22 protein-coding genes are annotated in these 22,998 nt (G+C 49.4%); 11 read left to right on the top strand and 11 right to left on the bottom strand.

What is annotated here, in order from left to right; translation table 11 throughout:
• Positions 1-23 precede the first annotated feature (23 nt).
• The 8 genes from pnuC (BN3003_RS16950) to typA all read right to left on the bottom strand — a co-directional run bounded on the left by pnuC (BN3003_RS16950) (position 24) and on the right by typA (position 9,448).
• A complete protein-coding gene (gene pnuC, locus BN3003_RS16950) occupies positions 24-770 on the bottom strand; it encodes a nicotinamide riboside transporter PnuC (protein WP_058357795.1) in 747 nt (248 codons plus the stop codon).
• A 305-nt stretch (positions 771-1,075) separates the two neighbouring features.
• Positions 1,076-1,801: a nicotinamide riboside transporter PnuC gene (gene pnuC, locus BN3003_RS16945; RefSeq protein WP_159061485.1), complete on the bottom strand. Its 726-nt coding sequence runs from the start codon at positions 1,799-1,801 to the stop codon at positions 1,076-1,078.
• A gap of 211 nt (positions 1,802-2,012) precedes the next feature.
• Entirely contained in the window at positions 2,013-3,263 is a 1,251-nt protein-coding gene (gene glyA / locus BN3003_RS16940; protein ID WP_058357793.1) for a serine hydroxymethyltransferase, read from the bottom strand.
• 471 nt (positions 3,264-3,734) lie between these two features.
• Positions 3,735-4,184, bottom strand: coding sequence for a low molecular weight protein-tyrosine-phosphatase (locus BN3003_RS16935; RefSeq protein WP_058357792.1), 450 nt, complete (start codon positions 4,182-4,184; stop codon positions 3,735-3,737).
• An 82-nt stretch (positions 4,185-4,266) separates the two neighbouring features.
• On the bottom strand, positions 4,267-5,361 hold the full coding sequence (locus BN3003_RS16930; protein WP_058357791.1) for a hypothetical protein: 1,095 nt from the start codon (positions 5,359-5,361) through the stop codon (positions 4,267-4,269).
• Positions 5,362-5,432: 71 nt separating this feature from the next.
• Entirely contained in the window at positions 5,433-6,779 is a 1,347-nt protein-coding gene (locus BN3003_RS16925; RefSeq protein WP_159061483.1) for a class I SAM-dependent methyltransferase, read from the bottom strand.
• Between the two features lie 65 nt (positions 6,780-6,844).
• Positions 6,845-7,489: a DUF4230 domain-containing protein gene (locus tag BN3003_RS16920; RefSeq protein WP_058357789.1), complete on the bottom strand. Its 645-nt coding sequence runs from the start codon at positions 7,487-7,489 to the stop codon at positions 6,845-6,847.
• Between the two features lie 144 nt (positions 7,490-7,633).
• On the bottom strand, positions 7,634-9,448 hold the full coding sequence (gene typA, locus BN3003_RS16915) for a translational GTPase TypA (RefSeq protein ID WP_058357788.1): 1,815 nt from the start codon (positions 9,446-9,448) through the stop codon (positions 7,634-7,636).
• 176 nt (positions 9,449-9,624) lie between these two features.
• On the opposite strand from typA, the gene BN3003_RS16910 reads away from it, so the two are divergent.
• The 3 genes from BN3003_RS16910 (at position 9,625) to BN3003_RS16900 (ending at position 11,671) form a co-directional block, all read left to right on the top strand.
• Positions 9,625-10,560, top strand: coding sequence for a 2-hydroxyacid dehydrogenase (locus tag BN3003_RS16910; RefSeq protein ID WP_058357787.1), 936 nt, complete (start codon positions 9,625-9,627; stop codon positions 10,558-10,560).
• A 60-nt stretch (positions 10,561-10,620) separates the two neighbouring features.
• Positions 10,621-11,094: a J domain-containing protein gene (locus BN3003_RS16905; RefSeq protein ID WP_058357786.1), complete on the top strand. Its 474-nt coding sequence runs from the start codon at positions 10,621-10,623 to the stop codon at positions 11,092-11,094.
• Positions 11,095-11,191: 97 nt separating this feature from the next.
• A complete protein-coding gene (locus tag BN3003_RS16900) occupies positions 11,192-11,671 on the top strand; it encodes an FKBP-type peptidyl-prolyl cis-trans isomerase (RefSeq protein ID WP_058357785.1) in 480 nt (159 codons plus the stop codon).
• 298 nt (positions 11,672-11,969) lie between these two features.
• Here BN3003_RS16900 and BN3003_RS16895 read toward each other — a convergent pair whose 3' ends face one another.
• On the bottom strand, positions 11,970-12,446 hold the full coding sequence (locus BN3003_RS16895) for an Lrp/AsnC family transcriptional regulator (protein ID WP_058357784.1): 477 nt from the start codon (positions 12,444-12,446) through the stop codon (positions 11,970-11,972).
• A gap of 170 nt (positions 12,447-12,616) precedes the next feature.
• Between BN3003_RS16895 and BN3003_RS16890 the strand changes: the two genes are divergently transcribed.
• From BN3003_RS16890 to BN3003_RS16880, 3 genes are all read left to right on the top strand, one after another.
• Complete coding sequence (locus BN3003_RS16890) at positions 12,617-13,651, top strand: tryptophan 2,3-dioxygenase family protein (protein ID WP_058357783.1); 1,035 nt, start codon at positions 12,617-12,619, stop codon at positions 13,649-13,651.
• A 61-nt stretch (positions 13,652-13,712) separates the two neighbouring features.
• On the top strand, positions 13,713-14,963 hold the full coding sequence (gene kynU / locus BN3003_RS16885) for a kynureninase (RefSeq protein ID WP_058357782.1): 1,251 nt from the start codon (positions 13,713-13,715) through the stop codon (positions 14,961-14,963).
• 90 nt (positions 14,964-15,053) lie between these two features.
• Entirely contained in the window at positions 15,054-16,454 is a 1,401-nt protein-coding gene (locus BN3003_RS16880) for an amino acid permease (protein ID WP_058357781.1), read from the top strand.
• A gap of 76 nt (positions 16,455-16,530) precedes the next feature.
• Here BN3003_RS16880 and BN3003_RS16875 read toward each other — a convergent pair whose 3' ends face one another.
• Positions 16,531-17,307 carry an alpha/beta hydrolase gene (locus BN3003_RS16875; RefSeq protein WP_058357780.1) on the bottom strand — a complete coding sequence of 259 codons (777 nt, stop codon included), beginning with the start codon at positions 17,305-17,307 and terminating at the stop codon, positions 16,531-16,533.
• 129 nt (positions 17,308-17,436) lie between these two features.
• Here BN3003_RS16875 and BN3003_RS16870 point away from each other — a divergent pair, with 129 nt between their 5' ends.
• Both BN3003_RS16870 and dnaJ read left to right on the top strand, forming a co-directional pair.
• On the top strand, positions 17,437-18,927 hold the full coding sequence (locus tag BN3003_RS16870; RefSeq protein ID WP_058357779.1) for an MFS transporter: 1,491 nt from the start codon (positions 17,437-17,439) through the stop codon (positions 18,925-18,927).
• A gap of 83 nt (positions 18,928-19,010) precedes the next feature.
• The gene (gene dnaJ, locus BN3003_RS16865; protein WP_058357778.1) at positions 19,011-20,159 is read left to right on the top strand and encodes a molecular chaperone DnaJ; all 1,149 of its coding nucleotides are present in this window, start codon (positions 19,011-19,013) and stop codon (positions 20,157-20,159) included.
• Between the two features lie 386 nt (positions 20,160-20,545).
• Here the strand turns inward: dnaJ and BN3003_RS16860 are convergent, their stop codons facing one another.
• The gene (locus BN3003_RS16860; protein ID WP_058357777.1) at positions 20,546-21,217 is read right to left on the bottom strand and encodes a hypothetical protein; all 672 of its coding nucleotides are present in this window, start codon (positions 21,215-21,217) and stop codon (positions 20,546-20,548) included.
• Positions 21,218-21,354: 137 nt separating this feature from the next.
• Between BN3003_RS16860 and BN3003_RS16855 the strand changes: the two genes are divergently transcribed.
• The 3 genes from BN3003_RS16855 to BN3003_RS16845 all read left to right on the top strand — a co-directional run bounded on the left by BN3003_RS16855 (position 21,355) and on the right by BN3003_RS16845 (position 22,990).
• Positions 21,355-21,663, top strand: a complete 309-nt coding sequence (locus BN3003_RS16855; protein ID WP_058357776.1) for a DUF4190 domain-containing protein — start codon at positions 21,355-21,357, stop codon at positions 21,661-21,663.
• 133 nt (positions 21,664-21,796) lie between these two features.
• Positions 21,797-22,510, top strand: a complete 714-nt coding sequence (locus BN3003_RS16850) for a hypothetical protein (RefSeq protein ID WP_058357775.1) — start codon at positions 21,797-21,799, stop codon at positions 22,508-22,510.
• A 198-nt stretch (positions 22,511-22,708) separates the two neighbouring features.
• Positions 22,709-22,990 (top strand): hypothetical protein, encoded by a 282-nt coding sequence (locus BN3003_RS16845; protein WP_058357774.1) that lies wholly within the window; start codon positions 22,709-22,711, stop codon positions 22,988-22,990.
• Positions 22,991-22,998 lie beyond the last annotated feature (8 nt).

Here is a 22,998-nt window from a genome sequence, read left to right as displayed (position 1 = left end):
CGGCTTATGCGCGGTTTGTCATGTCAATAATGCCGTGTGAATTGCGGCTCATATGGGCAATACGGGCCTGAAACCAGCTTGGTTTGCGCCTTGCCCAATTTGTTCCAGGTATACCAGCCGTAAAAGACGTTGACGAGTTTGAATGCCCACATCACCGCCATGGTCAAATCGCCGTTTTGCGGGTACAAGACCAAGAACCACCAAATCACATTGAAGATGTCCAAACACAACCACGTGACCCATTGCTCGACAAAGCGGAAGGTGGTGAGGATTTGTCCAACAATGCTGATGATGAGGGTGACGCTGTCCCATTGCGAGTAATGGACGTTGAACAAGGTCAAAAACTGGATGTAAATCAATGAGGAAATGATGACGCCTATCAATACCGCCAACCAACCGCGTGGAAACAATTCTCGCATCACGATGTCTTCATGGTGGATTTGATACAGCGGCGGTGCCTTTTTCCAAAACCAATAGCCGACAAATTGCATGGGCAGGTAAAAGCCGACGTGCATGGCCAAGGTAATGTACAGGCCGTATTGCAAGGTGATGATGCCAGATAAGGCCAGGAAGACCGCACCGAAATAGAAATTGTTGATGTTGCCTTTGGCAACCAAGAACACGCACCACATGCCGGTAATGGAGGCGAGGGCGCTGATGAAAGTAGCGTCTTGAATAATGGATATGGCGATGCTGGTGACTGAAAAAGCCACGCAGTATATTTTTTCGAATGTCGTGCATTCTTGCCAAAATCGAATGATTTTATCCATTAGTCTCATCATTGAGCTTTCATTGTGCTTTTTTAGAGTGCCAAAAAACGTCCATTAAAGTCAAAAATAAACCGTTTATACAATTAAAAAATTTCATATCTTCATCAAATCGGCTGTCAGCATGTGAATTCGGTTTGCTGTGCCTTGAAATCATTAATACTTTTTCTTGATATTATTTTTCATTACTAATGCATAGTTTAGATATGAGTATCATTGATACACATATTATTTTCCATGGTACTGAGAGCAAACTCAATGCCGTAAAATATGCCAAATACATTAAAACAGTAATATGTTGCGCTATGTCAAACTTTGCGTAATTTCAGCTTGCTGTAAGGCCCTGCAAACATTTGTGTCTGTTTATTGCCAATTTGTACCCAACGGTAACAGCCATAGGCGCAATTGCCCATGAAAATAAGCCACATATAGGCGATGCTGAAAGTAGGAGTGACGGTAATGGCGGTATAGGTCCAAAGTGCTATATTAAATACATTCAGGCACAACCACGCAACCCAGTTCTCCATAAATCTGCCTATCATCAACAATTGTGCAGCGATGCTGAAAATAAACGCCAAAATGTCCAATTCTGCTTGACCATTGCCGATGCTGAACACCACTTGCGCAAAAAACGTGCTGACCAAAATCAGGCTGAGCAAGACCGCAATCCACGCGTGTGGAAATAATTGCCGCACCACGATGTCTTCTTGCATCGAAGCAGGGCCAACGCGGTTTTTGTGCCAGAAATACCAGCCGACGAATTGTAAAGGAAAATGGAATAACAGGTGCAGATACAGGACGGTTTTGAAATCGAATAGGTAACACTGCCATGCATACAATAAAGTATAGATGGCACCAGGTAGGAAATTACTGATTTTGGCTTTGGCCCCTAAAAACATGCACACGCTGCCCATGAAGGCGGTCGCGACGGTGAGTAAGGATATGCTGCCAAATCCATACAGTAATGCATACGATACAGTAAAGAATATCAGCCACATGCGTTCGCGCATGGAGCATTCTTTCCATAATTGCATATGTAGTAAACCTTGTGTGTGGTGTGACACTGTGTGAAGGTGTCGTGTGTGTATGATAAGGCAAGCATTAATCATGCCATTATGCAAAATGCATCAATTAGACTAAAAATTTAGTTAGTTTATTCACTTTAAATAAAATAAACCCTGCAAAATTTGCCTGAAAAAAAGCGCCCTGTAAACAGGACGCTGTTGATATATAAGGCTATTTTAATCAGTTGCCGTATACAGGACGTTTGTCGCACAAAGCAGTGACTTTGACAGCAACGGCTTTCAAGTTCGCTTCATCTTGCGGTGCATCCAACACATCTGCGATCAAATGTGCCAATTCACGCGTATCGTTTTCATCGAAACCACGGGTGGTGATGGCAGGCGTGCCCAAACGCACACCAGAAGTCACGAATGGTTTTTCTGGATCGTTAGGAATGGCGTTTTTGTTCACAGTGATGTGAGCGGCGCCCAAAGCGGCTTCAGCGTCTTTACCGGTGATGTTTTTGGCGCGCAAGTCTACCAAGAACACATGGCTTTCGGTGCGGCCTGAAACAATGCGCAAACCGCGTTCGGTCAACACATCAGCCAAGACTTTGGCATTGGCTTTCACTTGTTTGGCGTAGTCTTTCCAGCTTGGATCTAAGGCTTCTTTGAAGGCAACGGCTTTACCGGCAATCACGTGCATCAATGGGCCGCCTTGCAATGAAGGGAAGATGGCTGAATTGATTTTTTTGGCCAAGGCTTCGTCATTGGTCAACACGATACCACCGCGTGGGCCACGCAAGGTTTTGTGAGTAGTAGAAGTGACAAAATGCGCGTGTGGCACTGGGTTAGGGTATTCACCAGCGGCGATCAAGCCGGCGTAGTGGGCCATGTCCACGAACAAGTAAGCGCCTACTTTGTCGGCGATTTCGCGGAAGCGTTTGAAATCGATTTCCAAAGCGTAAGCAGAAGCACCGGCCACGATCATTTTAGGTTGGTTTTCCACTGCCAAACGCTCTACTTCATCGTAGTCAATCGCTTCGTCAGCGCCCAAGCCGTAAGGCACGACTTTGTACAATTTGCCAGAGATGTTGACAGACGCACCGTGGGTCAAGTGACCACCGTGAGCCAAGTTCATGCCCAAAATGGTGTCACCTGGTTGCAATACAGAGGTGTAAACCGCTTGGTTGGCTTGTGAGCCTGAGTGAGGTTGCACGTTGGCATATTCAGCACCGAACAATTGTTTGATGCGGTCGATTGCCAATTGCTCAGCCACGTCCACATATTCGCAACCACCGTAATAACGTTTGCCTGGGTAACCTTCGGCATATTTGTTGGTCAATTGTGAACCTTGCGCTTCCATTACCGCTGGAGACACATAGTTTTCAGAAGCAATCAACTCAACGTGGTCTTGTTGGCGCTGAACTTCTTGGGCAATGGCTTGTGCCAATTCTGGGTCAAAAGCTTCGATGGTAACACTGCGAGAGAACATGACTATCCTTCCAATTAGAGTGCGTAAATAGGCTGTGCCTAGGAATAAGGCGCCATTCTAGCCGATATTTGCCAGACTTGCATGTTAGTATCGGCCGGAAAATGGTTTAAAAGCGACGTTAAAATTCGCTAAACCCCGTTAATATCAGTGACTTTGTGATGAAACAAGTTTGTGTGTGATGTTCATCGCAAGGCTGTTATGACGCGATTGAGCGGGATTTCATTTCTGCAGCGGCGGTTCACTGGCGGCTTGGTCACGGTTAAGAAGGAAGCCCTGGGTCTGGTAGGGCAGATTCAGACTGTGTGTTGCTGCCGTGCTGGTTGGTTTCTTGACCGAGTGGTCACTGAATCGGTTAATGGTTTTGTAAGGGGGAAAGACCACAAATCAGCCGCATTAAGGCTTAAATTTTAAATGTAAAAAGTCTATTTGAAAGCCAGATTTGTGCATGAGTGTGTAAAGACTCGAAAGAAATCACAGTTTGTGCAGCAATTGTTGACAAGCGGCCTGTAACAAAGTGCGCGTTTCATTGAAGTCGTGCGTGTACCAAGGGTCGGGCACGCCGTGATAGCCCAATTCGGGCACCAAATCGGTGATGACAAACATTTTATCGGGATGGACGCCAAACAAGGCTTCGAGTTGGCGCAAATTGTCGTGGTCCATCGCCACCAAAAAATCAAAATGCTCAAAATCGCTGGCTTTGACCTTGCTGCTGCGAAAGCCGCTGCTGTTGATGTGCATCTCATCCAAGATTTCAGCAGTACCGCCATGCATGTCTTCGCCGTCGTGCCAACCTGAAGTACCGGCGCTGTCTACCTGCACACGTGCGGACAAGCCTTGTTGCTGCAATAAATCGCGCATGATGAATTCGGCCATCGGTGAGCGACAAATATTGCCCAAACACACAAATAAGATGTTTTGCATCGCAAGCCTTTATAGATGAAGTATAGGGTTTACAGGCCGCATCTTAATGGTAGCGATACCAAGATGCGGCCTGTAAACAGGATTAATGGGTTTGTGGGAACAGCGGATTGCTGCTGAGCATGTCCACAGCTTTGGCATAGCCCGGCAATTCCGTGCCCTCAGGCAAGGCTTCGTGCAACACGCGGATGTGTTCCACTTGGCATTCCACCATCAAATCTATGAAATTGGCCATAATCAAATCCATGTCATCATTAGATGCCAAAGTCCAAGTGAACACTTGTGGTGCCAAACTCATCACCGCATCGGTGGCGTTGAAGCCAAACAGGATTTTGCCGCCGGCTTGCGAGGCCACCACCACGCCGGCGCGTGGGCTTTGTAAACGGATGGCGCGGATGGCATTGGCGGCAAACACATCCAAAGCCATGCGTGTGCGCAAGGCTGAGGCATCTTGTAAGGCCATCATCGGAGTCATAGGCTGCATGGGATTGGCGAACACGGTGGCGCCATTGCCGTGGAAGTGTTCGGTCCACAATTGCATCAACGGCATGGCCGCATCTTGCAAGGCCAAACCCAACACCTGTTTCAAGGCATGAGAGCCATAAGCCAAGGCATACACCACCACCACTTCTTGACCGGCAGTAAAGTGCAAATTGGCCGCAGGCAAGATTTCGGCCAAGGACGCCGCTGCCGCTGCAGACTCTTTGGCGGCAAACCATTTGTCAGACTTGATGGCGGCCAATTCAGAGCCGTCGACCAAATGTGGCAACCACGTGGCGTCTTGCAAAGCGGCAAATTGTGGGTATTGGGCAAAGAAGGCTTGTAAGGCGGCAACGGGAGTCGCATTGGTCAGCGTCATGGCTTGTTTGCTGCCGGCTACCAACACCACAGGCAAGGCAATCCACTGAGTTTCGTCTTCGCTTTGCGAGGTCAAGACTTCATTCAAAGACAGCCACAATTGTTGGTATACCGCTGGATTGGCGGCCATGGACATGGCCACAGACAGGCCTAAGATATGGCGCTCAAACAACATGGTGGCAATTTGGTTACGCAATTGTTCGGCGGCCAATTTGCCTTGGGCATTGTTGGGGTTTTGTGCCATTTGGCCGGCGTACATCAACAAATCGTTTTTGACTGGATCGGTAGGGAAAGGGCGGGTATCGGGTAATAAAGCGTTCACAGCAAGCGTCCACAGAATCAATAGACCGCCATTTTAACAGAGCTGGCGGCCAAGTTCATGGACTGTAAGCATCAGTCCGGTATGGAAGCGGCGCGATTGCTGTCCAGTTGTGCCTGTATGTCTTGTTCCGACCACGGCTGTAACCATTTATTGGCAGGGGTGAGGTAGGGATTGTGTTGCATGCGCCAACGGTGCAAAGACAGCATTTTGTTGCGATGTAAAAAACCGTTATGACGCTGGCTGCGCACCTGCACCATGCCAGACAAAATCATGTCGGTCAGCAATTTTTGTGCGTGCAAATCAATGTCGGCCACGTGTTTGAATTTGGTGCTGATCACTTCCAACAGTTTGCTTACCGATAAAGTGCTGTCGGCGGCATAGACGCGGTTAATCGAGTCTACCAACATATTGTTAAACGGGCTGGCGACGATGGTGATGCCGGCAACATCGACATTCATCCACGCACTTTTATCGGCATTGAGGTCAAAATGGCCGGTAATGTGCAAACTGCCTATGCGAGTGCTCAAGTCTTGCTGGGTGGGAATGCGAAAGCCTAACAAAGTATCTATCGGCAAGATGAAACTGGCACGACTGGCTTGTTGGTGCACCAAATCGTACAAATTCTCACGCAAGTGGATGTCGTGGCCGCTCAATTGCAGCAATGCTTCACTTAAAGAATCAAAATAATAGCGGGTGAGGTCGCTGTCGCACACATAGCCCAAATCGGCTTGATGCAAACGGCTGATGAATTGTTCGGTGGTGTCGGCAAACGCCGGCAATAAAGGCCAATAGCCATTCAAATCCGGATGGTGGCGCATGTCCATGCGCGGCACGATGTGCTCAATGCTGGCTTTGAGCGGGCTGTGCGCCGGCAGGCTGGCATAAACCAAATTGATGCCGCGGTTGATTTCTTCTAGGCTGGGTTTGTTGGCAAAATCGCACGTGTTGACGATCAGGTGTTGCAAGGTGGTGAACGCTTGCCAACCCGGTTCGATCAGGTAATCCACATAGGCCAAACCGTTATCATTGAGGCTGTGACGAATGTTTTGCAATAAGGTTTGTTTGGCTTCATCGGTCAAATAGCTGTAATAGCCATGGCACAAGATGTAATCAAAGCGTGGCGTGGCGTCGCTGGCAAACCAACCGTCTTGCAAGTGCCATTGGATATTGTTCAAACCCAAATGCGTATAAGCGGCCTGTAATTGGCTGGCATCATTGGAGTTCAGGCAAACAGCGGTGAATTTGGCCTTCGGGTATTCACTGGCCAAGGCGAGTAAGTTGGCACCCAAACTCACGCCCAAAAACAAAATCGATGCGCCATCGACTTTGGCGGGCGTGGGCAAATTCAATAAGATGGCCAAGGCGCGTAAGCGGTCGGGATGTAAATCAAATTTGGGCTGGTCGTCTGGAAGTAACATGGCGGCCTGTCTCAGCTGGTTAAATGACATAAAAATATGTCATATTGATATATGCTGAGCTCAGTTTAACATGAAGGCACGATACCCGCTTGTACTGAGACCTTAATACCAGTTAATTCAAACAATTTCGCAACTTGTTTGCTGGCATTGTCGTTGGCCAGTTTTAAAATCTCGGCTTTACAGGCCGATTGTTTGACTTGGCTGCGCGCCACGCTTTGCACTTGCGTCAACACTTCTGGGTTAACGGGTTCGGGGTTAAGCCAGCCGCGTTGGTAGTCGTACATTTGAATGTCGGCCAAGGAAATGGTGAAAATTTCGGCCGGCGGCAAATCTATCGCCACTTGTTTGCCATCGGCAGACACGGTGACATCGCTGGGCGTGAGTTTGGACAAATCCACACCCGCAATGACTTGGCCTTTCACCACAAACAAGCCTTTTTCATGGTCTTGCCACAATTTGTACCATGTGCCTTCTTTTTCGGATTTCACCACCGTGTCGATGTGAAACGCCATCGTTTCCAAACGATTGAGCTCGTGGATTTGGGTGACGATGCCTTCGCGGCTGACGGTGTTGAGTTGGTTTTGCGCGAGTTTGCTGTTGCCTGTGTAGGTGAAATACGCGTAATACGCGGCCACCAGCGCGGCCACGCCCAAAACCAAACCCAATAAAAATTTGCCCAAGCTTTTGATCATGGTGTTGAGGGTTCCCATCGGAATCTGTTAAGTATCGCTTACATGGATGCAAGCACTGGCTTTACAAGCCAATACTGGGTAAATCTGGTTTAAATTAAGTTACTGCGATAAAAAAAGCGTCCCTTACAGGACGCTTTGACATAAAGACAGACCGCACATGGCTTAGTCTAATTTTTTGAAATGACGACGGCGTTCAGTTTCGCTCAAATAGCGTTTGCGCAAACGGATCGATTGTGGGGTGATTTCCACCAATTCATCATCATCGATGAATTCAACCGCGCTTTCCAAAGTCAATTTCATCGGTGTGGTCAAACGAACCGCTTCGTCAGTACCAGAGGCACGCACGTTGGTCAGTTTTTTGCCTTTTAATGGGTTGACCACCAAGTCGTTGTCACGGCTGTGGATGCCGATGATCATGCCTTCGTAGATTTTGTCGCCTGGGCTCACGAACATGCGGCCACGGTCTTCCAAGTTCCACAAAGCGTAAGCCACGGCTTCACCTTGCTCTTGCGATACCAATACGCCATTGTGACGACCTGGCATGTCGGCTTTAACCGGACCGTAATCGTCAAACACGTGAGACATCAAGCCCACACCGCGAGTCATGGTCATGAAATCGCCTTGGAAACCAATCAAACCGCGTGCTGGAATTTTGTATTCCAAACGGGTACGGCCTTTGCCGTCGCTTTCCATGTTCACCAATTCACCACGGCGACGACCCAATTCTTCCATCACCGCGCCTTGGGTGTTGTCTTCCATGTCCACGGTCAGGTTTTCGTAAGGTTCGCATTTTTCGCCATTGATGTCTTTGTACACCACGCGAGGTTTGGCAACGGCCAATTCATAACCTTCGCGACGCATGTTTTCCAACAAAATGGTCAAATGCAATTCACCACGACCTGATACGCGGAAAATATCAGCGTCTTCAGTGTCTTCAACACGCAAAGCCACGTTGGTCAACAATTCGTGCGTTAAGCGTTCACGGATTTGGCGTGAAGTCACAAATTTGCCTTCAGTACCGGCCAATGGCGAAGTGTTCACCATGAAGTCCATGGTCAAAGTAGGTTCGTCTACAGACAACATAGGCAAGCCAACTGGGTTTTCTTTTTCGGCAATGGTCACACCAATGTTGATGTCGTCTAAGCCAGAGATAATCACGATGTCACCGGCGCCAGCTTCTTCCAAAGGCACACGATCCAAGCCTTTAAAGCCCAACAATTGGTTGATACGACCTTGAGCGATTTGCTCATCGGCTTGCATCACAGACACGATTTGGCCGGGTTTGATGCGACCGTTCAAGATGCGGCCAATGCCCAAGCGGCCTGTATAAGTTGAGTAGTCCAATTGTGAAATTTGGAATTGCAACGGCGCATCGGCAGAGCCAGCTGGTTCTGGAGTGTGTTTCAAAATGGTTTCAAACAGTGGGCGCATGTTGTCAGAGACATCATCTTCTTGCAATTTGGCAAAGCCAGACAAGCCAGAAGCGTACACAATAGGGAAGTCCAATTGTTCGTCAGTGGCGCCCAAGTTATCAAACAATTCAAATGTTTGGTCGATGGCCCAGCTAGGACGTGCACCTGGTTTGTCAATTTTGTTCACAACCACGATAGGACGCAAACCCAAAGCCAAAGCTTTTTTGGTCACGAAACGGGTTTGAGGCATAGGGCCTTCTTGTGCGTCAACCAACAAAACCACGCAGTCTACCATGCCCAATACACGTTCTACTTCACCACCGAAGTCCGCGTGTCCCGGAGTGTCGACGATGTTGATGTGGTAGCCTTCATAGTCAATGGCAGTGTTTTTTGCCAAAATGGTGATGCCGCGTTCTTTCTCGATGTCATTGTTGTCCATCACGCGCTCGTCAACCTGTTGGTGGGCGCTGAATGTACCTGATTGACGCAATAATTGGTCCACTAAAGTGGTTTTGCCATGATCGACGTGGGCAATGATGGCGATGTTGCGAATTTGTTTGCTCATAATCTCGTTGAAATCTAATCGTTTTTTTGTAAGCGCGCATTATATCACCATTCAAAAAACCATGACGGTTTTTCTATTGCGATGCAACAAGCGAGCTAAGCGGCCTGTAAATAAGGTGTCATCGTTTATCGATATGAAAAAAATAGCGTTTTTTAACCGAATTTTAAGGAAGTACGATGCAAATCTTGCAAATCGGACGTTTGTCCAATGACGTGAATCAGCATTTAGAACGCCAATACAGTGCTTGTGCGCTGTGGCAACAAACACAAAGCGGCGAATTTTTACAACAGTCTGGTGCCGATTTTGAGTTGGTGGTGACTTCGGCGGCCTATGGTTTAAACGCCGCTCAAATAGCGGCGCTGCCGAATTTGCGTGCGGTGTGCAGTTTTGGCGTGGGTTATGATTCAATTGATGTGCAGGCTTTGCAACAACGCGGCATCGCTTTGAGCAATACCCCCGATGTGTTGACCGATTGTGTCGCCGATGTGGCGATGGGCATGTTAATCGATGTGTCGCGCGGCATCAGCGCAGGAGACCGTTATGTCCGTGCCGGTTTGTGGGGCAGCAAGCAGCGTTTTGGCATGGGCAGCCGTGTCAGTGGCAAAAAGCTCGGTATCTTGGGTTTGGGGCGCATTGGTTTGGCCATTGCTGAGCGCGCGCAAGGTTTTAAAATGCACATCGCTTATCATAATCGCCATAGAGTGTCTGCTTTAGATTATGCTTATGCCGACACGCTGCAAGACTTGGCGGCTTGGGCCGATTATTTGCTGGTGGCTTGCCCCGGTGGCGCTGCGACTGAACACTTGGTCGATGCGGCGGTATTGCAAGCCTTGGGCGAACACGGTTTTTTAATCAATATTGCCCGTGGTTCGGTGGTAGACGAGGCTGCGTTGGTGCAGGCGTTGGCGCAAAACCACATTGCTGGTGCGGCTTTGGATGTGTTTGAACACGAGCCCAATATTCCAGCCGCTTTATTGCAAGACGAGCGGGTGGTGTTGACGCCGCACATCGGCAGCGCCACACGCGAAACACGTATGGACATGGATGCGTTGCTGCTGCAAAACGTGGCGGCATTTATCAATAAGGGCCAATTGCTCACGCCTGTGAGCTAAACCTACTGCAGCAAGTACAGTAAGGTTTACAGGCCGCTTACCTTGTATTTGGAGCGGGTAATGGTGAATTTGTACGATATTTTGAACATTCCGGAAGACGCGAATGTGATTGCCATCCAACGGGCGATACGCTTGGCGCGTGACCGCCAAGACATAGAAGAACGCTATTTGAAATTGGCAGAGAATTACCTGCTTGATGACAAGCGCCGTGCCCAATACAACAAGCAAATGGGCATCAAGATGCATGCACGCCGCAATGGTTTGTCAGTGGGTTCGGACAAGCGCTATTTGGCTGGTGGCATCATGTTGGTGGCGGTGTTGGTGATTCCTTGGATTATTGTGATGATGTTGCAAGGCAAGGCCACAGAGCAAATTTACCAGCAAAAAGATGGTGAATACAAAGCGGCGCAAGAGGCGATGGAAAAGGCTTGGGGCGTGGCGCCTGCCAGTGGCGAAACCAAGCCACAAGCGGTGCAACGCACCTTGGACGACATCACTGAAAAACAAAGCCAGCAATTGGAACAAACACAGTGAAATGAAAATTTACACGCCAACTCTTGAAATTTCGCGTTTGATGCTTATTTGCAAAACAAGGTAAGATGCCCAAACATTTAACGTGAAGGAACACATAATGACAGTTGAAAACGGCAAAGTCGTAAGTTTTCATTACACTTTAACCAATGCGCAAGGCGATGTATTGGATCAATCACAAGACCAACCTATGCCTTACTTGCATGGCGCTGGCAACATCATTCCAGGTTTGGAAAAAGAATTGACTGGTAAAAAAGTCGGCGACAAATTAACCGTTAAAGTGCCTGCTGCTGAAGCTTACGGCGAGTACCACGAACAATTGGTTAACGATGTTCCGCGCGAAGCCTTCCAAGGTGTGGACCAAATCGAGCCTGGCATGCAATTCCAAGCCAACACCCCTGAAGGTGTGCAAGTGATTACGGTTAAAGCCGTTAACGGTGACCAAGTGACTGTCGATGCCAACCACCCATTGGCTGGCCAAGACTTGAACTTTGATGTGGAAATCGTCGATGTACGCGATGCCACTGAAGAAGAATCCGCTCACGGTCACGTACACGGCGCTGGTGGTCATCACCACTAAGCCCTAGTGCTGTAAAGCGCTTGAAGTGTTAAAAGCGGCCTGTAACTTATTTACAGGCCGCTTTTGTGTGTTTGGCAGACATAACAACAAGAGTTTCGCTTGGACTTAATAATACACAACATTGCTTTTAATTTAACAGTATGTGTGTCAACTCAAGCAGCAGTCCTCTCCCTGAGCCTGTGCATCTTCCTTAAACACATTGCTTAAGTGTGTTGGTTGCACCCAAACAGTATTGTATCTGCTTGCTGCAAAACGGTTGTCAGTGTTCAGCATTTCTTTCATCGCCCATATTTCGCTGTTATTTCGGCACGCTGTTTGGCAGTGGCAATAATTTGCCGTTGTTCTTCAAATTCTGCATCACCATATTCGATTGGATGTCGCGCACGCCAGCGATGCGGTTCAGCGTATGAATGATGAAGGTGGAGAAATGCTCAAAATCGCGCGCGCGGATGCGCAGCAGGTAATTGGCATTGCCGGTAATGATGTAAGCATCGGCGATTTCGTCCAAATCGGCGATGGTGGCAATGAATTGGTCGTGCCAATCGTCGTTGCTCTGGTCTATGCGCACTTGCACAAACGCCTCGACACGGTAGCCAAGCTTGGGCGCGTTCAGCAGCGCATGGTAGCCATCAATATAGCCTTCTTGTTCCAAAGTCTTCACGCGGCGCAAACATGCCGACGGCGATAAGGCCACTTGGTCGGCCAAATCTTGGTTGCTCAGGCGGCCATTGGCTTGCAGTTGGCGCAAAATTTTGACATCGATTTGGTCTAACATGGTGATTCCTGCGAAAATTGATGGGTATGTGTGCATAATATTTGAAAATTGACTTGGTGGCTGCCTAAATATGCAATTTTATGCAATTGGCCTTGTGATACACTGATTTCATGAATAAGGCATGTTTTCAAGGCTTTATTCCACAATCACATCATCAGAAGAACAGACACATGAAGCCACAACGACCACCGGTTTACTATGCCGAATATTTGCAACTCGACAACATTCTCAATGCGCAACAGCCCGAAAGTGCCAAAGAGGGCATACGCGCCGACGATGAGATGTTGTTCATCATTATTCACCAAACCTATGAGTTGTGGTTCAAACAAATCTTGCACGAAATCAACATAGTGCGAGAAATCTTCTTAAAACCGAATGTGTCCGACAATTCGCCCGATATTTACAATGCCGTCTGTCGCTTGAAACGCGTGTGCGAGATTTTGGAAGTGTTGGTGAAACAGATTTCGGTGTTGGAAACCATGACGGCACTGGATTTCTTGGATTTTCGCGATTTGTTGCGTCCCGCTTCTGGCTTTCAAAGCATACAGTTCAAAACCATCGAGGCCTTGCTGGGTTTGGAATACGCCAATCGCCACGGCCAAGAATACTATGTTTCGCAATTGAGCGAGCAAGACCGCCAACGCGTGCAAGACGCAGAGCAGCAAACTTCGCTATTGGTATTGCTCAATCGTTGGTTAGAGCGCATGCCTTTGGCCGAGCACAGCCAGCATTGGCGCGACCACCATACCGAGCAACAAGGCTTTTGGCAGCAGTTTCGCAGTGCTTACGCCGCCGATTTGTCGCCAGCCGAAGCCGCCAATTTGGCCGTGTTCGACCAATTGTTCATACAGGCCGATACCTACCCAAGCGAGCGCCGCTTAAGCCAAAGTGCCAGCAAAAATGCCTTGTTCATCATGATGTACCGCGATTACCCGCTGTTGCAATTGCCATATGAATTGCTGAGTTTGCTATTGGAAATCGACGAACAATTGTCGCTGTGGCGCTACCGCCACATCCACATGGTTGGCCGCACCATAGGCAAACGCGTCGGTACCGGTGGCAGCTCGGGCGCGGGCTATTTGAAAGCCGCTGCCGACAGCCACATGATCTTCAAAGAAATCGCCGAATTGACCTCGTTTTTGATGCCAAGACACCGTTTGCCAGCCTTGCCTGAGCCGGTATTGGCGGCGATGTCTTATTCTTAAACCATGTAGTCACACACACTGACAACCCTTTCACCAATCTCACAGCATAGGATGAAACGCCATGTTAACACTCGAGTATTGCCGACAGTTAGACGCTGTCGATCCTTTGGCAGGCATGAAGCAGCAATTTGCCTTGCCTGACAACACCATTTATTTGGACGGTAACTCTTTGGGTGCACGCCCAAAAAGTGCTTCTGCCCGTGCCCAAGCGGTGGTAGAGCAAGAATGGCAGCAAGACTTAATCAGCAGTTGGAACAAAAACCAATGGTGGAACCTGCCATTAAACATTGGCAATAAGGTTGCACAAGTGGTCGGCGCCAAAGAAGGCGAAGTCGCCATCACCGATACCACCAGCACCAATTTGTTCAAAGTCTTGGCCACGGCACTGCGCATTCAAAGCGAAGCCTCAAGTGAGCGCAAAATCATCATTGCCGAACGCGAAGCCTTCCCAACCGATTTGTACATCATCCAAGGCATGTCGGAGTGGCTTAATCAAGGCTACCAATTGCAATTGATTTCTGGCCCAGAAGAATTACAGGCCGCATTGAATGAGCAAGTGGCAGCAGTGGTGTTGTCGCACGTGAATTACCGTACCGGCTATTTGTGGCCTATGCAAGACACCACCGCGGCGATACACGCGCACGGCGGCTTGGTGATTTGGGATTTGTGCCATTCCATCGGCGCGGTCGACATAGATTTGAACGGTGCCGATGCCGACTTTGCCATCGGTTGTACTTACAAATACCTCAATGGTGGCCCGGGTGCGCCAGCGATGGTGTGGGTGCCGGCCAAACATGTGAACCGTTGTGCTCAGCCTTTATCGGGTTGGTGGGGCCATGCGCAGCCGTTTGAAATGGCGACGGATTATGCGCCTGCTGCTGGCATACGCCGCTATTTGAGCGGTACGCAACCGATTACCTCGTTGGCCTTGGTCGAATGTGGCATAGACGTGCATTTACAGGCCGACATGCCGAAAATTCGCGCCAAATCTTTGGCCATGACCGATTTGTTCATAGCCTTGGTCGAGCAAGAATGCGCGAACCATCCATTGGAAATGATTACCCCACGCGAACACGCGGTGCGCGGCAGCCATGTCAGCCTCAAACACGAACACGGTTTTGCCATCATCCAAGCCTTGATTGCGCGCGGTGTCATCGGCGATTATCGCGAGCCTGAGGTGATGCGCTTTGGCATCACACCGCTGTACTTGAGTTTTGAAGATGTGTGGCATGCGGTACAGCATCTGAAAGACATTTTGGACAACAAAACTTGGGACACGCCTGAATTTCACCGCCGCGGCGAAGTGACTTAAGGTTCAGTCTATTAGGCTACAGGCCGCTGCACAACAATCAATATAAGCGGCCTGTAAACCCAAACTGCTAAAGAGAAAAGAGAGAAACACATGAGCGATTTTGAGAAGATACAGGCGCGGGAAGCCGGCCTACACAAAAAACTCACCGCCCGCCAAATGAGCATGATTGCCATCGGCGGTGCCATCGGTACGGGTTTGTTTTTGGGCAGTAAGTTTGCCATCAGTTTTGCTGGCCCCGGTGTCATTGTCAGCTATGCCATCGGCGGCTTAATCGCCTTATTTTTGATGGCGTGTTTGGCCGAAATGAGCGTGGCACACCCGACTTCAGGTTCGTTCGGCGCTTATGCCGAGCATTACATCAATCCTTTGGCCGGCTTTATCGTGCGCTACAGTTATTGGTCGTGCATCGTGCTCGCTGTGGGCACTGAGGTCACGGCGGTGGCGGAATACATGAAAATGTGGTTCCCCGACGTCAGTTCGTGGTGGTGGATCATCGGCTTTTCGGCGGTGTTAATCGGCATCAATGCTTACAGCGTCAAGGCGTTTGGCTCGGTCGAGTATTGGTTTTCCACGATTAAACTGTTCGCGATTTTGGGCTTTGTGCTCTTGGCCGCGGTGGTGTTGTTTGGCAAACACGGTGTGGCCGATGGCGTGAACAATTTGACCGCGCACGGCGGCTTTGCACCGAATGGTTTTTGGGGCATTTGGGTAGGCGTGATCATTTCCATCTTCAGCTATTTGAGCATAGAGATGATTGCAGTGGCGGCGGGTGAAGCGGAAAACCCAGAAGAGTCGGTGAAAAAAGCCTTTCGCGCCACCATTTACCGCTTGGTGATTTTCTACTTGCTGTCGTTGACCTTAATTGTGATGTTGGTGCCTTGGAACAAACTCACAGGCGGTGAGGCAACCAGTCCGTTCATCACGGTGATGCGTGAATTGGGCGTGCCGTATGCCGACAGTATTTTGAATGTGATTGTGATCATTGCGGCTTTGTCGGCGATGAATTCGATGTTGTACATTTCCACCCGCATGATGTTCAGTTTGTCGCGTGCTGGTGATGCGCCGGCGTTCTTGGGCAAGATCCAAGACAATGGCGTGCCGATGAACGCGCTGATGTTGTCGGCCAGTGGCATTGCGGTGGCATCGTTGGTGTACAGCTTCAATCCTGAAAAAGCCTTCCCAGTGATGATTTCCTTGTCGATGTTTGGCGCGATGCTGACGTGGGGCATGATTTTTGTCATGCACTGGTTCTTCCGCCGCCAGATTGCGCGCACGGGTCAAACCTTGAAATTCAAAGTACCCGGCTTTCCGGTGTTCACCATCTTAGGCGCGGTATTGATGGCGGCCATCATGATTACCACGTATTTCACCGATGTGTTCAAGTCGACGCTGTTGTTCGGCATTCCGTTTACCGTGGCTTTGGTGGTGTTGTATTACATCATGCGTCGCAAGCCACAACAGCAAGCGGGCACGGAGCAAAAACCGTTGTAAGCCGCTGTGATGGTTTACAGGCCGCATGTGATTGTACATGCGGCCTGTAAACGTATTGAGTAGGTATTAGCGAATATTATTGGGCATGCGCTGCGGCCACTTGTGTGAGCCAATAGCCTTGTTCGCCAAACACCGCATCCAAAATGCTGTAGTGATTGCACTCACTCAATTCTTGTAATTTGGCATGGTTGGAATGCTCGCTCAGTTCGTGCGCATACTTGGTCGATTGCCATTGCAATTCCACCAATTCTTGGCCGCCATAAACCAAATACAAAGGCTTTTTAATTGCCGGAAAATGAATCGGACTGAAGTCTTGCACATCCTCACAGCTGAGATTGAGCGCTTCGTTTAAGTGCGTGTGCCGTATTGGTTCCAAATCGTACAGGCCGCTGATGGCGCAAACATTGTGTATCCACGGATGGCGTTGCCAATAAGCGCTGAGGTGGCCACCGGCCGAATGGCCGCTCAAATACACTTGGCGGTTTTTGAATTCGGGTTTGTTGGATAAAAAATCCAAGGCCACGCCCACGCTGTTGACCACTTCGGCAAAACAGGTTTCCGGTGTTAATGGGTATTCAAGCAAGATGACATCAAAACCAGCGGCCAAGGGTGCGTTCACAATAAAGCCAAAATCGCTTTTGTCACACCATTGCCAATAACCGCCGTGAATGAATACCAAAATGGGCGCACCGACCGCACCGCAAGCAAACACATCGTATTGCTGGCGCGGATGCACGCCATACGCATGGCTGCTGTGGGGATGGTGTGTGTAGGCTTGCAGGCTGCGCTGTTGAAAGTCAGCCAATATCGCCGCTTCATCGCTGACTGTGCGGCTGTTGTCGTATAAACGCATAGTTTATCCAAATGGCAAAAATTTATTATTGTTTAGGATGGGGTTTTTTCTCTATTTCTGTGATAATCCAGCTATCTTGCCGGCTGTATCCAAACGCCAGATGAACCTTAATGATATTGGAATTAACTGATGAAATCCACCATGGCCTTGTCTTCATTATTCACCGCTGTTGCATTGGTATTCACTGGCGTCGGTTTGTTCATTTTTTTCTCCAATATTGAGCTGACCAATGCCGGCGTCAGTTCCGAAAAAATTGGCCTAATCAATGCCGGTTTTTATTTAGGTGCATTGCTCAGTGGCATCATAGCACAACGTTGGGTGGCGAAAGTAGGCCACATCCGCGCGTTTGCTTTGTTTACGGCGTTTATCACCATTTGTATGTTGCTGCATGTGGTGGTGAAACAAGAAATTGCCTTGATTGTGATACGGGTGATTTTGGGCTTCAGTGATTACAGCCTGTTAATGGTGGTGGAAAGCTGGCTCAATGCGCGCAGCAGCAATAAAAACCGCAGCAGCATTTTGGCCGTGTACACGATGATATTCTACATGGCGTTTATGTTGGCTTCGGTGGTGATAGCCACGCCAATCGCCAGCGCCACCATGTATGCTTTGTGTGCCATCTTGGCCGCCGCTTCCATCATTCCCATCATGCTCACCCGCATCGAACAGCCGCAATTGCCACAGAAAATGGGCATCAGCTTTCCCAAATTGTGGGAAGTGGTGCCGTTGGCCTTGCTCGGCAGCATTACCGCCGGCTTTTTGGTCGGTGGTTTCATCACCATGGCGCCGGTGTATGTGGCCTTGCGCGGCTTGGACAACCAAGTGGCTTCACACTTTATCTTGGCGGCGATGTGCGCGGGCTTGGTGGTGCAAATACCAATGGGCAAATTCTCTTACGCTTTCGGTCGCCGCAGCGGCATCATTTTGGCGTGTTCGTTCGCGCTGACCGCGGCCTTGTTGATGTGGTTATTGGGGCAATTTCCGTGGGTATTGGTTGGTTCAGCCTTTTTAATGGGTTGCGGCGTGTTCACCATGTACTCGCTCAGCTCCGCCCGCGCCAACGACAGCATTCCGCCGCATTCCAATGTGGTGGAAATCGGCCGCAGCATGTTGTTCAGCTATTGCATCGGTTCGTTCTTGTCACCGCTGGTATTGGGCTTTTTGATGAAGTATTTGGGCGCTAATGGCTTTACCTTGCAATATGTGGTGTTGGCCGGTTTGCTATTGGCATTCGCCTTGACCCAAGCCGTCATTCCACGTCCCAAGCGTGGCCCGTATGTGTCCATGCCGGTGAAATCGGGTGTGGGTGGTGTGTTATTGGACGAAAGCATGCAGACGGATGAGGCTGATGGCGCAGCGAATGTGGCCAATACCACACCTGAATCGGAGATGCTTGCCGATGTACCGGTTAGCACTGCTGAGGCAGTCAAAGCAAATACAGCAGATTTACAGGCCGCATCTGCATCTGGTGTCACTGAGCCCGCTGCCATCAATACCACCAGCAATGTGCTGAGCACGGCAGCACACACTGAAACCTTGGAAGTGGTGCAAGCGCAGACGCAGCAAGACTTGGCCATTCAAGATGCGCCCCATCCACAGCGCGAAACTTCAGCAAAATAATCAAAATACATGGGCAGCACTTGTAACCCGCATTTGTGCCCATATATAACGACCATTGTTAACACTGAATCTGTCCAACTAACATGAGTCAACGCGATTTTTATGAGGTGTTAGGGGTATCCAAAGGCGCCAGCGAAGCTGAAATCAAAAAAGCCTATCGCAAATTGGCGATGAAATACCATCCTGACCGCAATCCAGACGATAAAGAAGCCGAAGAAAAATTCAAAGAAGTTCAAAAAGCTTACGATATCTTGTCCACTCCTGAGAAAAAAGCCGCTTACGACCAATACGGTCATGCCGGTGTCGACCCGAATATGGGCGGCGGTGGTTTCGGTGGCGGCTTCGGTGGTGGTGGTTTTGGCGGCGGCGCCGATTTCGACATCAACGACATCTTCAGCCAAATGTTTGGGGGTGCTGGTGGCGGTGGCGGTCGTTCACGCCAACCAAATTACCAAGGTGCCGACTTGCGTTATGATTTGGCGATTTCTTTGGAAGAAGCCGCGCATGGCGTGAAAAAGAAAATCACCTTTGCCACCTATGAAGAATGTGATGTCTGTCATGGTTCTGGCGCCAAAGCCGGTACTGAGCCTGTGACCTGTCATACCTGTCATGGTAGCGGCACGGTACACATCCGCCAAGCCATCTTCCAAGTACAGCAAACCTGCCCAACCTGCCAAGGTTCAGGCGTGGAAATCAAAGACCCATGCGTGAAATGTAAAGGCCACGGCAAAGTGCGTTCTAGTCGCACCTTGGAAGTGAACGTGCCTGCAGGCGTGGACACTGGCAGCCGCATCCGCTTAAGCGGCGAGGGCGAAGCCGGTACACACGGCGCACCATCGGGTGATTTGTATGTGTTCATCGAAGTGAAAGAACACAATATTTTCCAACGCGATGGCATGGATTTGCATTGCGAAGTGCCGATTGGTTTCACCACTGCGGCTTTGGGTGGCGAAGTGGAAGTGCCGACCATAGACGGTCGCGTGAAGTTGAAAATCGCGCCTGAAACCCAATTCGGTCGCAAAATGCGCATCAAAGGCAAGGGCATCAAGTCTTTGCGCTCAAGCAGCGTCGGCGATTTGTATTGTCACATCATCGTCGAAACACCGGTGAATTTGACTGAGCGCCAGCAAGAATTGTTGGAAGAGTTTGAAACCATTTCCACTGGCCAAGAGCGTTCACAAACGCCACGTCAAAAGTCATTTATGGACAAATTGCGTGATTTGTTTGATTAAGTCTGTGTGATTTTAAAAGCGGCCTGTAAACGATTTACAGGCCGCTTTTTTGTGGATTGATGTTTTCTCAGTCAAACACGTTGTGGCAGTGTAAATTGACATCTTGTTCAGTGTTATGACTTGATTTGAATGGCGCATCAGTAGCGCTGGCTGAACCAGTGTCGCAGCTTGTATGTGAGTTTATGCAACACGCGTTCATACAGGCAGACAAACAAGCGGATAAAATTGGCTGATACAACAGCCATGCACAGCCAGCGTGCTGGTTGAGTGTCGTGTTACAGCGTTGTTGGTTTGGCAATACATGATAGGATAACAGCAAACGCACAAGCGGCCTGTAAAGGCTTTACAGGCCGCTTGTGCTCATGTGTGGCAGTGTTTTGCTTGCTTTAATCAGCCAAAGGAATGCTTAAGGTAAACGTCTTGCTGTCGGCGTGCCACACACTGGCATCGCTGTTTTCCTCACCGTGGTTGATGAGTTTGATGCTGGTGGTGGTTTTGCTGAGGGTTTTGATATTGTTGCCATTGTTGTGCGCCACCATGCCCAAGCTCGCGGTTTTGGAGAGGATTTTCAAGGGGCGACTGATTTTGGTCCAGGGCATTGGGCGCACGCTCAATGGGCACAGCAATAAGTCGGCCTGTAAATCCACTTCAGGCACATCGGCCAAGGCGCTGGCTTCATCGGCGAACACAAACACGATGCGGTGTTTTTTGATTTCCACGCTGCGGCGTTTGCGCAAGCGCTTTAAAAATGCCGCCGCATCGGCATTGATTTCTTCCGCACTCAACACTCGACCAAGCGAGGTCGCATTTTTGCGGCTGAGAATCAGATTGCGCGGTGCTTTGTTGCTGCGGCTTTGTTGGCAATACAGCAATTGGCCTTTGCTTAACACCGCTTGAATTTCGGCGACACTGGGATAGTCAAACACGGCATCGTCGGTAGTGGCGGTGTCTGCCCATGCCGGCAAGACCAGCAAATCGGCCGTGCATTCTTGTATCATGGTCAAGACATCGCTCTTGCTGGTGAAAAAAGAGGGTGAAATCAGGGTCACATCGCACATGCTTCTTCCTTTACGCTTGTGTAGGCATGATTTCATACTAAACCGTTTAAAATGGGCTGTGTCAAAATTCCAGCCAAACTTTGTCATAATGCAGTGTTCTTGTGTCTTTCAAACCGTATTTATATGGGAGAGTCTTTATGTTGCCAGAAAATCAAACCCCACCATCGCGTTCGCAGCCATATCCCAAAGATGAACCGACCAATGTGTTGGCCGTGGTCAGCTTGGTCAGCAGTGTGTTGGCTTGGGTCATCATTCCACTGTTGGGCGCCATTGTCGGCGTGGTCTGCGGCCATATTGCGCGTGGGCAATTGCGTTATCAGCCTAACGAATCCAGCAGCGTCATGGCCTTGTTGGGCTTAATCATCGGTTATGTGCAATTGGTATTGTTGGCGCTGATGTTCGCAGCGGTGGTGTTTTTCGGCTGGGCGCTGTTTCAAAATGCCTGAATTGTCGCAAGTGGCTGTACTGTGAGCGCCACATAGTAACACCGCATCGCAATCTTACAAGCGGCCTGTAAAACTGTACTAACATGTTTTTGCGCCCACATGCGCCTTGTCAATGTTTGTATAGGGGATTGCAATGAACAGACGTCAATTTTGTTTGGCTACCGCGGCTTTGGGCACGGTAGGTCTCAGTGGTTGCGCCACACGTTCGGTTTGGGACGATGTGGCCGATACCAAGTACCACACGTATTACGATCAAATCAATGCGTTTTACATCAGCCAAGACCAAAGTCAGTTTGTGATTTTGTCTGACCGCTTTCACTATATTTTCAAGACTCAGGGCGTGATTCCTTTATTGAAATCCAATTTGCGCAGCCGCTACATCGTCGACATCCAAAACATGCGCATGCCAGAGCCGAGTGCTGCGAATGAATTGCCCATCAATGGCAATCTGTTTTTTGCCTTGCCAGTGAGCAAATTGAACCCGAGCGAACTCAGTCAAGCGCGTGCCTTGGGCTTTAACATTGCCAGCGACAGTCAAAAGCAAAAAGCTGTCGAAGTGGCCAAATTGCGCGACATTGATGTCGATGGCACCGGTGAATTTTTGGTGAAAGTGGTGGCGATTTATGGCCACCGCTATGCACCCAAAGCCGGCGTGAGCTATGGCAACAGCGAGCATTTTTACCGCCAATACAATGTGCCGGTGGTGCAAGAGCGCACCAGTGTCAACGCCGCCAAAGCCTTGGGTGCCACCATCGTCACGCCGATTACCTTGGCTGCCGATGGCGTGTTATTGCTATTGGGTTTGCCTTTGTTGGCGGTGTTTGTGATGGCTGGGGGCTTGCATTAACTGCCCTGCTGCCATTGAGGGGTGCGCGGCCCAGTCGTCAGTACCATGTTAGGTTTGACTGGGCTGTAGTGTATTCAAGGTGTTAAAACCGCTGCTAGCAAACCATGTTGAAAAGTGAGCATGGTTTTTTTCAGAATGGATTCGATGAATCTGCGGTTTTAGTGTATTATGTCGTTAATTAATGTAAAAAAGTTGTAAATGAAGGTGTCTGCCGTATCCCGTCGCTTGAACAGCCATGTGTATTTCTGTGTGTTGTTTACCTTATTGTCGTTCAGTTTTTTGCCCATGATTGCCTCTTTGGCCGGCATACTCAGTGGGCGCACCGCCATGCGTGAAATCGACCAGCAGCCGGAGCTGTTTTACGGTCGCCAAGCGGCAGTGGTGTGTGTGTATGCCTCGTATGTGTCGGCCACTTTGTGGCTGTGCATGATTTTGACTTACGTGGTCTTCAGTTTCAAAAACTCATTGCTGGTGACTTAGCCATTTGG

The sequence above is a fragment of the Vitreoscilla massiliensis genome (assembly GCF_001457815.1).
Classification (GTDB): domain Bacteria; phylum Pseudomonadota; class Gammaproteobacteria; order Burkholderiales; family Neisseriaceae; genus Vitreoscilla; species Vitreoscilla massiliensis.
Note: the sequence above shows the minus strand (reverse complement) of the source record. Positions and strands in the feature narration are given on the sequence as shown.

Excerpts from the sequence above, each read along its gene's own strand:
- BN3003_RS16850 (WP_058357775.1), top strand. The coding sequence starts at position 21,797 with ATGAACAGACGTCAATTTTGTTTGGCTACCGCGGCTTTGGGCACGGTA.
- BN3003_RS16935 (WP_058357792.1), bottom strand. The coding sequence starts at position 4,184 with ATGCAAAACATCTTATTTGTGTGTTTGGGCAATATTTGTCGCTCACCG.
- typA (WP_058357788.1), bottom strand. The coding sequence starts at position 9,448 with ATGAGCAAACAAATTCGCAACATCGCCATCATTGCCCACGTCGATCAT.
- BN3003_RS16845 (WP_058357774.1), top strand. The coding sequence starts at position 22,709 with ATGAAGGTGTCTGCCGTATCCCGTCGCTTGAACAGCCATGTGTATTTC.
- BN3003_RS16900 (WP_058357785.1), top strand. The coding sequence starts at position 11,192 with ATGACAGTTGAAAACGGCAAAGTCGTAAGTTTTCATTACACTTTAACC.
- pnuC (WP_058357795.1), bottom strand. The coding sequence starts at position 770 with ATGGATAAAATCATTCGATTTTGGCAAGAATGCACGACATTCGAAAAA.
- BN3003_RS16875 (WP_058357780.1), bottom strand. The coding sequence starts at position 17,307 with ATGCGTTTATACGACAACAGCCGCACAGTCAGCGATGAAGCGGCGATA.
- BN3003_RS16860 (WP_058357777.1), bottom strand. The coding sequence starts at position 21,217 with ATGTGCGATGTGACCCTGATTTCACCCTCTTTTTTCACCAGCAAGAGC.
- BN3003_RS16920 (WP_058357789.1), bottom strand. The coding sequence starts at position 7,489 with ATGGGAACCCTCAACACCATGATCAAAAGCTTGGGCAAATTTTTATTG.
- BN3003_RS16890 (WP_058357783.1), top strand. The coding sequence starts at position 12,617 with ATGAAGCCACAACGACCACCGGTTTACTATGCCGAATATTTGCAACTC.
- BN3003_RS16870 (WP_058357779.1), top strand. The coding sequence starts at position 17,437 with ATGAAATCCACCATGGCCTTGTCTTCATTATTCACCGCTGTTGCATTG.
- dnaJ (WP_058357778.1), top strand. The coding sequence starts at position 19,011 with ATGAGTCAACGCGATTTTTATGAGGTGTTAGGGGTATCCAAAGGCGCC.
- pnuC (WP_159061485.1), bottom strand. The coding sequence starts at position 1,801 with ATGCAATTATGGAAAGAATGCTCCATGCGCGAACGCATGTGGCTGATA.
- kynU (WP_058357782.1), top strand. The coding sequence starts at position 13,713 with ATGTTAACACTCGAGTATTGCCGACAGTTAGACGCTGTCGATCCTTTG.
- glyA (WP_058357793.1), bottom strand. The coding sequence starts at position 3,263 with ATGTTCTCTCGCAGTGTTACCATCGAAGCTTTTGACCCAGAATTGGCA.
- BN3003_RS16925 (WP_159061483.1), bottom strand. The coding sequence starts at position 6,779 with ATGTTACTTCCAGACGACCAGCCCAAATTTGATTTACATCCCGACCGC.
- BN3003_RS16905 (WP_058357786.1), top strand. The coding sequence starts at position 10,621 with ATGGTGAATTTGTACGATATTTTGAACATTCCGGAAGACGCGAATGTG.
- BN3003_RS16895 (WP_058357784.1), bottom strand. The coding sequence starts at position 12,446 with ATGTTAGACCAAATCGATGTCAAAATTTTGCGCCAACTGCAAGCCAAT.
- BN3003_RS16855 (WP_058357776.1), top strand. The coding sequence starts at position 21,355 with ATGTTGCCAGAAAATCAAACCCCACCATCGCGTTCGCAGCCATATCCC.
- BN3003_RS16910 (WP_058357787.1), top strand. The coding sequence starts at position 9,625 with ATGCAAATCTTGCAAATCGGACGTTTGTCCAATGACGTGAATCAGCAT.
- BN3003_RS16880 (WP_058357781.1), top strand. The coding sequence starts at position 15,054 with ATGAGCGATTTTGAGAAGATACAGGCGCGGGAAGCCGGCCTACACAAA.